The following is a 10,406-nucleotide window of genomic DNA, read 5'->3' on the forward strand; positions in this document are numbered from 1 at the left end:
ATCGCGGGTGATCGAGGGGTTCTCGGCCTTGCGGGCGATCTTGTCGACCTCGTCGATGTAGATGATGCCCGTCTCGGCGCGCTTCGTGTCGAAGTCGGCGGCCTGCAGCAGCTTGAGGAGGATGTTCTCGACGTCTTCTCCGACGTAGCCCGCCTCGGTGAGTGCCGTGGCATCGGCGACGGCGAACGGCACATTCAGCCGCTTCGCGAGCGTCTGCGCCAGGTAGGTCTTGCCGCAGCCCGTCGGCCCGAGCATGAGGATGTTGCTCTTGGCGATGTCGACCTCGTCGGCCTTCTGCTCGGCCGGGAGCAGGGACTGCTGGGCGCGCACGCGCTTGTAGTGGTTGTAGACGGCGACCGACAGAGCCCGCTTGGCGGTCTCCTGCCCGACGACGTACTCCTCGAGGAACGCGAAGATCTCCCGCGGCTTCGGAAGGTCGAACTCGGCCACCTCGCCCGAGCCCTGCTCGGCCATGCGCTCTTCGATGATCTCGTTGCAGAGCTCGACGCACTCGTCGCAGATGTAGACGCCAGGGCCGGCGATCAGCTGCTGCACCTGCTTCTGGCTCTTTCCGCAGAACGAGCACTTGAAGAGGTCGGAACTCTCCCCGATGCGCGCCATGCTGCCCCTCCTGTTCGGCCTCGCGACGATGCGGTTCGAGCCTAACCGAGCAGGCCGACATCGTCGCGTATTGTCCCCCGGTTCGCGGCGCGCCGCGGCTGTGAGCACGAACGCCCCGCACCGGGGAGGTACGGGGCGTTCGCGGCATCCGCTCAGCTGGTGAGAGCCGCCGGGACGCGCTTGCGGGTCGTGAGCACCTGGTCGACCAGGCCGTACTCGAGCGCCTCCTGCGCGGAGAGGATCTTGTCGCGGTCGATGTCCTTGTGCACCTCTTCGATCGTGCGGTTGGTGTGGCGCGCCATGGTCTCCTCGAGCCAGGTGCGCATGCGCAGGATCTCGGCCGCCTGGATCTCGATGTCCGACGCCTGGCCGTGCCCCGACTCGCCGACGGCGGGCTGGTGCATCAGGATGCGGGCGTTCGGCAGGGCGAGACGCTTGCCGGGTGCGCCGGCCGCGAGCAGCACCGACGCCGCGGACGCGGCCTGGCCGAGCACGACCGTCTGGATCTGCGGCGACACGTACTGCATGGTGTCGTAGATCGCGGTCATGGCCGTGAACGAGCCGCCGGGCGAGTTGATGTACATGATGATGTCGCGGTCGGGGTCCTGGCTCTCGAGCACGAGGAGCTGGGCCATGACGTCATCGGCCGACGCGTCGTCGACCTGCACGCCAAGGAAGATCACGCGGTCTTCGAACAGCTTATTGTAGGGGTCCTGGCGCTTGAAGCCGTAGGCGGTGCGCTCTTCGAACTGGGGAAGGATGTAGCGGCTCGACGGCATCGGGAAGCCCTGCGGCACGCCATGCATGGGGGTGTTCATTCGACTGCTCCTGAAAGTGTGTGCCGGTGGTCAGTTCTCGGTGCCGCCGCCGCCGATGACGTCGGTGGCCGATTCGCGGATGTGGTCGACGAACCCGTATTCCAGCGCCTCCTGCGCGGTGAACCACCGGTCGCGGTCACCGTCGGCGTTGACCTGCTCGACGGTCTTGCCGGTCTGGCTGGCGGTGATCTCGGCGAGGCGCTTCTTCATGTCGAGGATGAGCTGCGCCTGCGTCTGGATGTCGCTCGCGGTGCCGCCGAAGCCGCCGTGCGGCTGGTGGAGCAGCACACGGGCGTTCGGGGTGATGTAGCGCTTGCCCTTGGTGCCGGCGGTGAGCAGCAGCTGACCCATCGACGCGGCCATGCCGATGCCAACGGTGACGATGTCGTTCGGCACGAACTGCATCGTGTCGTAGATCGCCATGCCGGCCGTGATCGAGCCGCCGGGAGAGTTGATGTAGAGGTAGATGTCCTTCTGCGAGTCCTCGGCCGCGAGCAGCAGGATCTTGGCGCAGATTTCGTTGGCGTTCTCGTCGCGCACCTCTGAGCCGAGCCAGATGATGCGGTCCTTCAACAGCCTGTCGAAGACGCTTTGTGCGACAAGGGGTTCAGCCATGAGTGCTCCTGTTTCGGTTGCGTGAGAACGACACTACCGGCGGCGTTTCGGCGCCCCGCCCGTGTTCGCCGTCGGCAGATCAGGGCGTGGGATCGGCCAGTTCGCGGGCGTATCCGGTGACCGACCGGGTGTACCGGGGCAGGTGCGGCGCGAGGGCCTGGAGGGCGATGGATGCCGCGGCCCGCTCCCGTCCCGCGGACGCGAGCGCCAGCGCATAGAACGCCGCGGCGGCATCGTGGAGAGGCGTCCCCGCGCTGCGCGCGTATTCGGCCTCGAGCAGGGCGAGCGCCTCGTCGACGCGACCGAGGTTGCGGATCGTGCTCGCGTACTGGATCGTCGCGCGCGTGCGGCGCTCCTCATCGAGGCCGCCGGCGAGGGCGGCGCGGTAGAGCGGCTCCGCCTCCTCTTCGAGCCCGGCGGAGTCCCGCGCCCCGGCACGCTCGAACAGTGCGACGGGGTCATCCGCCCCTCGCTCGGACGCGAGGGCGTCGATCGCCGCGATGACGTCGGTCTCCGACAGGGTCGCGTCGTCCCACACCGCATCCACGCGGGCCTGCCAGTCGTCGTCTGTCATGCGCATGCTCCGGGTACGCGAGAGGGGCGGATGCCGCGGCATCCGCCCCTCTCGATCGTGTCTGCTTACTCGGCGGTCTTCTTGGCCGCGGGCTTGCGGGCAGGCTTCTTCTTGGGAGCCTCCTCGACCTCGGCGGCGGCGTCGGCGATCTCTTCGGCCTCGGCGACGACGTCCTCCTCGGCGGCGACCTCATCGGCGACGGCGACGAAGCCCGACAGATCGACGGGCTTGCCGTCGGTGTCGACCACGTTGACGCGGCCGAGAGCCACGGCGAGAGCCTTGTTGCGGGCGACCTCACCGATCATCAGCGGCAGCTGGCCGCCCTGCTGGAGCGCCTCGATGAAGTCCTGCGGGGCCATGCCGTACTGAGCGGCCGACTGCACGATGTACTGGGTCAGCTCGTCCTGCGAGACCTGCACCTCCTGCTGCTCGACCAGTTTGTCGAGCAGCACCTGGGTGCGGAACTGGCGCTCGCTCGACTCTGTCACCTCGGCGCGGTGCACGTCGTCCTCGAGACGGCCTTCGCCCTCGAGGTGGTTGTGCACCTCCTCCTCGATGAGCTGCGGCGGCACCGGGATCTCGACCTGCTCGAGAAGCGTCTCGACGAGCTTGTCGCGCGCGGCGGCGCCCTGCGAGAAGGTCGACTGCTGGTCGACGCGGTCCTTCAGCGACTCGCGCAGCTCGGCGATGGTGTCGAACTCGCTCGCGATCTGCGCGAAGTCGTCGTCGGCCTCGGGAAGCTCGCGCTCCTTGACGGCGGTGACGGAGACGGAGACCTCGGCCTCCTCGCCGGCGTGGTCGCCGCCGACGAGCTTCGAGCGGAACGTGGTGTCCTCACCGGCGGTGAGCGACTCGATCGCCTCGTCGATGCCCTCGAGCAGCTCGCCCGAGCCGACCTCGTAGGAGACGCCCTTGGCCTCGTCGATCTTCGCGCCCGCGATGGTCGCGATCAGGTCGAGCTCGACGAAGTCGCCGGTCTTGGCGGGACGCTCGACGGTGACGAGCGTGCCGAAGCGCGAACGCAGGCGGTCCAGCTCCTCGTCGATCGCCGACTCGTCGGTGGCGACGGCGTCGACAGTGATGGTGATGCCCTCGTAGGCGGGGATCTCGACGTCGGGACGCACGTCGACCTCGACCTCGACCTTCAGGTCGCCGGAGAAGTCGGCGATCTCGGGGAGCTCGACGATGTCGGCGCTCGGACGGCCGATGACCTTCACGTCGTGGGCGCTGACGGCCTCACGGTAGAAGCCGTCGAGACCCTCGTTGACGGCGTGCTCGAGCACGGCGCCGCGACCGATGCGCTGGTCGATGATCGGGGCCGGGACCTTGCCCTTGCGGAAACCGGGGATCTGCACGTCCTGCGCGATGTGCTCGTACGCGTGCGCGATCGACGGCTTGAGCTCGTCGGGCGAAACCGTGATGTGGAGCTTCACGCGAGTGGGCGTGAGCTGCTCGACGGTGCTGGTGACCATGCCTTACATTTCTCCTCTGATGTGCGCGTGGCGCGCTGACCGAAGTCTCGTGGGATGGGCCGACGTGTCGGGGCGACAGGATTTGAACCTGCGACTTCCCGCTCCCAAAGCGGGCGCTCTACCAAGCTGAGCTACGCCCCGGGCGGGTGCGCACGCGGAGGTGCGCCGAAGGCCCCTGGAAGTCTAGCCGACACCCTGTCGATTCGCGGCGGCCGTGGCATCCATGTATAGACTCGTGGATGCTGCGGCTCCGGCCGCTGCGGGGGTGTAGCTCAATGGTAGAGTCTCAGTCTTCCAAACTGATTGCGCGGGTTCGATTCCCGTCACCCCCTCCATCAGCGGCCTGATCGGCCGTTCTCTCCGCCTCAGATCGGCGTCGCGCCGGCGTGCGTGCGGGAGTGCTCGAGGTAGACGGCGGCGTTGCGCAGCAGCCCGGCCTTCTCCTCGTCGCTGAGCTCGCGTCGCACCTTCGCCGGCACGCCGGCGACGAGCGAGCCGGGTGGCACGATCGTTCCGCCGAGCACCAGCGCTCCCCCGGCGACGAGCGATCCGGCACCGATCACCGCTCCCGACAGCACCACGGCGCCCATGCCGATGAGACTGCCGTTCTCGATCGTGCAGCCGTGCACGACGGCGTTGTGGCCGACCGAGACGTCCTCACCGATGACGACCGGGGAGCCCGCGTCGACGTGCACGGACACGTTGTCCTGCAGGTTGCTGCGATCCCCGACGGTGATCGGGGCGCTGTCCGCGCGCAGCACCGCGTTGTACCAGACGCTGGCCCGGTCACCGAGAGTCACCGCCCCGACGATCCGTGCGCCTGAGGCGACGAACGCCGTCTCTGCAAGGTGAGGGGCGCGCTCCGGGAGCGCGAGGACGGCGGCGTCGGCGGCAATGCTCATGCCGCGACTCTACGAGGACTTCGCCGCGATCGCCTTCTCGAGTGCCGCCTCGTACTCGGGCTTCAGCGTGTCGACCCAGGTGACCGTCAGATGGTCCTGGTCGCGGTAGACGTTCGCACCACCGATGACGGGCGAGCAGGTCTTCGCGGTGCAGTACACATCGGTGAAGTCCAGCAAGGTCACGAGGTTCTGACCGGATGCCGCGTCCCGCACCGGATCGTTCGGATCCAGCAGGTCGGCACGCGCTCCCGTGCACGCACTCTCGGCCCGGGTGCGCAGGCACTTGTTCGGGTCGGTCTCCCACGCCGGATTGTCGACGGCGGTGATGACCGGGATGCCGCGCGATGTCAGGCTCTGCCACGCCTGTTGGTAGCCGGCGACCGCGGCGGCGTGCACCGAGGGATAGCTGCCCTTCGCATAGGGGGTGGAGGCGAGCGACGCCGTGTAGACGGCTGCGAACGAGGACGACGAGAGATCCTTCGTCACCGCCTCACGCCACGCCGTACACGCGTCTCCGAACGCACCGGGCGTCGACAGCGGTGTCGTGCTCAATGGACACGCGCCCTTGAGGTACGTGACCAGATGCCACCCCTTCTCCTCCGCGATCCGCTTGAAGGTCGGCAGAAGTTGATAGGCGTGACTGTCGCCGACGAGCGCGACGCGCGGTGCGGACGGGTCCGTCGAGCCGAAGTCGCATACGGCCGGCACCGAGTCGGTCAGCTCGAGGAAGCACGAGGCATCCGACGGCGCATCGGCGCCCGCGAAACCCGGGGCCGGCAGGATCGTGCCCAGGTTCGCCGTCGGGGAGCACGAGGCATCCAGCACCGACTGCGCCCCGAAGCACGACGGCGGATTGTCGCGCAGCTGGGCGAGAGCGGCGACGCCCTGGTTGTAGGCGGGGGCATTGATCGCCCAGCCACCGACCGCCACCGCACCGACGACGACCATGGCGGCAAGGGATGTCCACAGCGAGAACGCGCCCCGACGCACCGTCAGCACCTTCCACCGGCGCGCCGGGTCCTCGACGAAGCGCTTGGTGAGCCAGGCGAGGATCACGCAGATCGCCAGCAGCGCGAGGCGGTGGTAGATGGACAGCCCCCAGAACGGAACCGACGGGGCGATAATGATGAGCGGCCAGTGCCAGAGGTAGAGCGAGTACGAGATGTCTCCGACGAACCGCATCGGACGGAGGCCGAGGATGCGCGTCGGGTACCACCACCGTCGAGTGTTGGATGCCGCGATGATCGCCGCCGCGCCGAGAGCCGGAACGAGCGCGGCGTAGCCGGGGAACAGCGTCTGGCCGTCGAAGCGGAACGCCGCCCACCCGAGCGCGATCACCCCGCCCCAGCCGAGCACGAAGCTCACGACCGGTTGACGTACCTGCAGCGCGGGGACGAGCGCGATGAGGGCACCGAGCCCGAATTCCCACATGCGTCCGAACGTCACGAAGTAGGCCGGGGCCGGGTCGGCGAGGGTGAGAACGATGCCAAAGATCAACGAGGCGATCGTGACGAGCACGACCATGATCACCACCGAGCGGCGGGTGCGCACGAGCGCGCGACGGGTGCGGCCGCGCAGGAGCTTCACGCCGATCCACGCCGCAACGAGGATGAGGAGCGGCCAGAGCACGTAGAACTGCTCTTCGAGGGACAACGACCAGTAGTGCTGAACGGTCGTCGGGTCGCTGGTGTGGTTGAGGTAGTCCGCCGAGGTGGCCGCGAGATACCAGTTCTCGACGTAGAACGTCGAGGCCACGATCTCCTTCACCTCGCGCTGGATCGACGAGATGGGCGTCAGGTAGGGCGACGACACCACGATCGCGCAGAACAGCAGCACGAGCAGAGCCGCAGGGAGCAGCCGTCGGGCACGTCGAGCCCAGAACTCGCGCAGCTTCACCCGACCCGTCTGCTCGAGTTCGCGCATGAGGTGCCCGGTGATGAGGAACCCTGAGATCACGAAGAAGACGTCGACACCGATGTATCCGCCGGTGATACGCCCGGGCCAGAAGTGATAGAGCACGACCAGCGCGACCGCGATCGCCCGGAGGCCCTGCACGTGGGGGATGAAGCGTGTCGAGCGATCCTGCACCCCTTGACCGTAGTCGCTCGGGCGCCGAACGCCACGGCGAACCGCCCGCACTCTCACGCGAGGTGGGTGAGCCGCCCGTCGAGCAGTGTCGCGACGACCGGCATCTCTCGCAGCTCCCGCTCCCCTGCGGCGAGCGGATCCGACGCGACGAGCGCCAGATCGGCGACGGCGCCGGGGGCGATGACATCGGGGGACGCACTGCCCCGATGGGTGGATGCCGCGAGCGCGACCTGGGCCGACACCCGCTCCGGCGCCGCCCAGGGCTCACGATCGCCCCGCGTGCGGTAGACAGCCGCGGCGATCGCCGCCCACGGATCGAGGGGCGAGACCGGGGCATCCGACCCGAACGTGACGTTCGCGCCGGCCGCGACCAGCGCCCGCAGCGGATAGGGCTGGGCGGTCTGGCCGGCCCAGAGCACATCGGTGAGGTCGCGGTCGTCGAGCGCGTGCACCGGCTGCACGCTCGCCGTCACGCCCAGCCGCGCGAAGCGGGGGATGTCGGCGTGGGCGACGAGCTGGGCATGCTCGATCGACCCCCACGCGCCCGTCACCGCGAACGCGTCGAGGGCGTGGCTGTTCGCGCGGTCGCCGATCGCGTGGATCGCGCATGCAAGCCCCGCCCCCGCGGCACGGGACATCCACTCCTGCAACTGTTCGGGCTCGACCGTGAGGAGCCCCCTGTCGTCGCCGCCCGGGTACGGATGGGAGCACGCCGCCGTGCGGGTGCCGAGAGAGCCGTCGGTGATCACCTTGAGCGATCCGACCCGCGCGAGACCCGCGGCATCCACCGCATCTCCGGTCACAAGCCCCTCGGCGATCGCCCGCTCGAGCTGCGGAGGGTAGACGCCGAACTCGGTGCGCACCACGTCGAAGCCCGCCCGCGTACGGCGCTCCCACGCCTCGGCATTCCACGCCATGTCGAGGTCGACCCAGCCGACCACCCCGCGCCGCGCAGCCGCCTGGGCTGCCCGCAGCACGAGCGCGTCGGCACGCTCGGTCCCGGCCGCATTGAGGCGGCGCGAGATCTCGAACGCGGGCTCCTCCCGCAGCATCCCGTCGTCGACCGTGAACCCCTCGCGCCGCAGCGCCGCGGAGTTCAGCCACACGCTGTGCACGTCGGCGTTGATGAGGTAAGTCGGGATGTCGCCGGTCTCCGCATCGATCAGGGCGAGGGTCGGCCGATCGGCCCAGAACGCGTCACGGAAGCCGGACCCCACCCGCGTGCCATCGGGAAGCGGCGCCGAGGCGCCCATGCGCGCGGCCGCCTCCGCCGCGGACGCGGTGCCTTCGAGGTCGACGCGCTCGGCGGCGAGAGCCCACTGCACGACGTGCACGTGGTGATCCCACAGCCCCGGCACGAGCCAGGCGCCGTCGGCGTCGATCGTCTCGCCGCGCGGGGCGAGCACGCCCGCCGGGGCGATGTCGGCGATCAGTCCGCCCTCGATCAGCACGTCGGCGGCGCCGGTGAACGGCAGCAGCTCGGTCCCCGGGCCCGCGATCCACACGTCCCGGATCGTGCCGACCGTCGCGCCGACCGCCGTCACGGACGCACCCGGGCCGCGTTCGCCCGGCGCATCTCCGCAGCGAGCGCAGGGTTCGCGTACGGCCCCGCGCCCTCGAGTTCGGCGATCACGTGCTCGACGGTCTCCACCGGGCGGTTCTGGCTCAGCTTGCGCTTGGCGACCACCCGCGTCGGTGTGAGGCGGAACCCGACCGTGCCGCGCTCGAGCCGCCGCACGAACTCCGGATCGTTCGGCGGCGCCCACATGAGCTTCGGATCGGGCAGCGGGGCCTCGAACCGCTGCACGAGACCGTCGAGCACCCGCAGGTTCTCCTCACCCGACAGGATCTCGGGCACGCCGGCGAGGTGCACGGCGGTGAAGTTCCACGTCGGAACCGCGGGCGAGCCGTCGTACCAGCCCGGCGAGATGTAGCCGTGCGGCCCCTGGAAGATCACGAGCAGCTCGCTGTCGCCGAGGCCGTGGATCGCATCGTCGGGCTTGCCGACATGCCCCACGATCGTGAGGTCGTCCCGCTCAGGGTCGAGCAGAACCGCGTAATGGGAGGCGATGAGGCCGTCGGGCGTGTGGGAGACGAGGGTCGCCCACGGGTTCGCCTCGATCACACGGCGAAGCTCGGCGACATCCGTCATCGCGAAACTCGGATTCTGACGCATCACGGTCCTCCTACGTCTGACAGCCCGGACACCAGTACAGCTTGCGCGCGCCCATCTCCTCCAGCACCACCGAGGTGCCGCAGCGCCGGCACGGGAGCCCGGTGCGGTGGTACACCCAGTGCCGGTCGTCGCGGTTCGCGAGCGCCAGCCGGTAGGCCTCGGGATCGAGGTCGTCCATGGTCATCATCTGGCCGGTCTCGACCCCCACCCGCAGCAGCCGCACCCAGTCGCGCCAGATCTCGCGCACCGTCTCCTCGGGCACGTCGCGACCGGGGGTGTGCGGGTCGAGACGGGCACGGAAGAGCAGCTCGGCCCGATACACGTTGCCGATGCCGCTGACGATCGACTGGTCCATGAGCAGCAGACCGATGGGCGTCGGCTTGCGGCGCACGGCCGCGACGAAGCGCTCTTCGCCCTCGTGCACGTCGTCGACGAGCGGGTCGGGTCCCAGCTTCGCGATCACCTGCGCGACCTCGTCGGCGGAGAGCAGCTCGCACGCCGTCGGACCGCGCAGATCGGCGCACGTGACGTCGGTCAGCAGCCGCAGGCGCACCTGCCCGACCACCGGCGGCGGCCATTCGTCCTCCCCCGCCAGGCCCGTGGTCTGCTCGGACATCCGCACGCGGGTGCGCCGCGGCGCTCCGATCGAGGTCAGCGAGTTCTCGCCCGTGGCATCCATGATCTGCTCGTCGGTGCCACGCTGGTTCGTCTGCCCCATGCGTCCGTTCGCCGAGGCGATCGTCGCGTCGACGCTGATCTGACCGGCGAAGTCCCAGGCGCCGTACATGCCCAGATGCACCCGCAGCCAGAGCGCATCGTCGAACTCGAGGAACATCTGCTTGCCGACGGCCCGCACACGGGTGGCGAACCGGCCGTCGAGCAGGGCCGCACCCTCGGCGAAACGGCCCTGCGGGCTGGATGCCGCCACCCGCCGGCCGACCACGTTCACCGCGAACTGACGGGCGATGCGATGGACGGAGTGTCCTTCGGGCATCGGCCGATCAGCCCGCTTCCGGATCGAACGAGCTCGACGCGTCGGCAACGACGTCGGCGACGCCCTGGCCCGCGCGGGGATCGGGCAGCAGCGACCCGTCGCGCTCGAAGTCGGCGATCTGCGCGATGCGGCGCACGTGGCGCTCC

At 69.4% G+C, this 10,406-nt stretch carries 10 protein-coding genes and 2 tRNA genes; 1 reads left to right on the top strand and 11 read right to left on the bottom strand.

Annotated features, from left to right (window positions below):
* From ABT08_RS10745 to ABT08_RS10770, 6 genes are all read right to left on the bottom strand, one after another.
* Window positions 1-621 (bottom strand): ClpX C4-type zinc finger protein (locus ABT08_RS10745; protein ID WP_288114933.1); only part of this gene is annotated, 621 nt, incomplete at its 3' end.
* Between the two features lie 152 nt (window positions 622-773).
* Window positions 774-1,439 (bottom strand): ATP-dependent Clp protease proteolytic subunit, encoded by a 666-nt coding sequence (locus ABT08_RS10750; RefSeq protein WP_056208662.1) that lies wholly within the window; start codon window positions 1,437-1,439, stop codon window positions 774-776.
* Window positions 1,440-1,469: 30 nt separating this feature from the next.
* Window positions 1,470-2,054 (bottom strand): ATP-dependent Clp protease proteolytic subunit, encoded by a 585-nt coding sequence (locus ABT08_RS10755; protein ID WP_056208659.1) that lies wholly within the window; start codon window positions 2,052-2,054, stop codon window positions 1,470-1,472.
* A 79-nt stretch (window positions 2,055-2,133) separates the two neighbouring features.
* Window positions 2,134-2,628, bottom strand: coding sequence for a tetratricopeptide repeat protein (locus ABT08_RS10760; protein WP_045248547.1), 495 nt, complete (start codon window positions 2,626-2,628; stop codon window positions 2,134-2,136).
* 65 nt (window positions 2,629-2,693) lie between these two features.
* Window positions 2,694-4,100, bottom strand: a complete 1,407-nt coding sequence (gene tig, locus ABT08_RS10765; RefSeq protein WP_056208656.1) for a trigger factor — start codon at window positions 4,098-4,100, stop codon at window positions 2,694-2,696.
* Between the two features lie 67 nt (window positions 4,101-4,167).
* Window positions 4,168-4,241 (bottom strand) — tRNA-Pro (locus ABT08_RS10770).
* A 120-nt stretch (window positions 4,242-4,361) separates the two neighbouring features.
* Between ABT08_RS10770 and ABT08_RS10775 the strand changes: the two genes are divergently transcribed.
* A tRNA-Gly gene (locus ABT08_RS10775) sits at window positions 4,362-4,435 on the top strand.
* 30 nt (window positions 4,436-4,465) lie between these two features.
* Here the strand turns inward: ABT08_RS10775 and ABT08_RS10780 are convergent.
* The 5 genes from ABT08_RS10780 to ABT08_RS10800 are packed head-to-tail and all read right to left on the bottom strand — an operon-like array spanning window position 4,466 to window position 10,260.
* Window positions 4,466-5,002 carry a gamma carbonic anhydrase family protein gene (locus ABT08_RS10780; protein ID WP_056208653.1) on the bottom strand — a complete coding sequence of 179 codons (537 nt, stop codon included), beginning with the start codon at window positions 5,000-5,002 and terminating at the stop codon, window positions 4,466-4,468.
* Window positions 5,003-5,011: 9 nt separating this feature from the next.
* Window positions 5,012-7,090 (bottom strand): acyltransferase family protein, encoded by a 2,079-nt coding sequence (locus tag ABT08_RS10785; RefSeq protein ID WP_056208651.1) that lies wholly within the window; start codon window positions 7,088-7,090, stop codon window positions 5,012-5,014.
* A gap of 53 nt (window positions 7,091-7,143) precedes the next feature.
* Window positions 7,144-8,634, bottom strand: coding sequence for an amidohydrolase (locus ABT08_RS10790; RefSeq protein ID WP_056208648.1), 1,491 nt, complete (start codon window positions 8,632-8,634; stop codon window positions 7,144-7,146).
* The gene (locus ABT08_RS10795) at window positions 8,631-9,266 is read right to left on the bottom strand and encodes an FMN-binding negative transcriptional regulator (protein ID WP_288114934.1); all 636 of its coding nucleotides are present in this window, start codon (window positions 9,264-9,266) and stop codon (window positions 8,631-8,633) included. The genes ABT08_RS10790 and ABT08_RS10795 overlap by 4 nt, the downstream gene beginning before the upstream one ends.
* A gap of 10 nt (window positions 9,267-9,276) precedes the next feature.
* Window positions 9,277-10,260 carry an Fpg/Nei family DNA glycosylase gene (locus tag ABT08_RS10800; protein WP_056518597.1) on the bottom strand — a complete coding sequence of 328 codons (984 nt, stop codon included), beginning with the start codon at window positions 10,258-10,260 and terminating at the stop codon, window positions 9,277-9,279.
* Between the last annotated feature and the right edge of the window lie 146 nt (window positions 10,261-10,406).

Source organism: Microbacterium sp. SCN 71-21, from assembly GCF_001725695.1.
Classification (GTDB): Bacteria; Actinomycetota; Actinomycetes; order Actinomycetales; family Microbacteriaceae; genus Microbacterium; species Microbacterium ginsengisoli.

What these genes read in the sequence shown, in the direction of transcription:
- tig (WP_056208656.1), bottom strand. Translation starts at nt 4,100, where the DNA reads ATGGTCACCAGCACCGTCGAGCAGCTCACGCCCACTCGCGTGAAGCTC.
- ABT08_RS10800 (WP_056518597.1), bottom strand. Translation starts at nt 10,260, where the DNA reads ATGCCCGAAGGACACTCCGTCCATCGCATCGCCCGTCAGTTCGCGGTG.
- ABT08_RS10755 (WP_056208659.1), bottom strand. Translation starts at nt 2,054, where the DNA reads ATGGCTGAACCCCTTGTCGCACAAAGCGTCTTCGACAGGCTGTTGAAG.
- ABT08_RS10760 (WP_045248547.1), bottom strand. Translation starts at nt 2,628, where the DNA reads ATGACAGACGACGACTGGCAGGCCCGCGTGGATGCGGTGTGGGACGAC.
- ABT08_RS10795 (WP_288114934.1), bottom strand. Translation starts at nt 9,266, where the DNA reads ATGCGTCAGAATCCGAGTTTCGCGATGACGGATGTCGCCGAGCTTCGC.
- ABT08_RS10750 (WP_056208662.1), bottom strand. Translation starts at nt 1,439, where the DNA reads ATGAACACCCCCATGCATGGCGTGCCGCAGGGCTTCCCGATGCCGTCG.
- ABT08_RS10780 (WP_056208653.1), bottom strand. Translation starts at nt 5,002, where the DNA reads ATGAGCATTGCCGCCGACGCCGCCGTCCTCGCGCTCCCGGAGCGCGCC.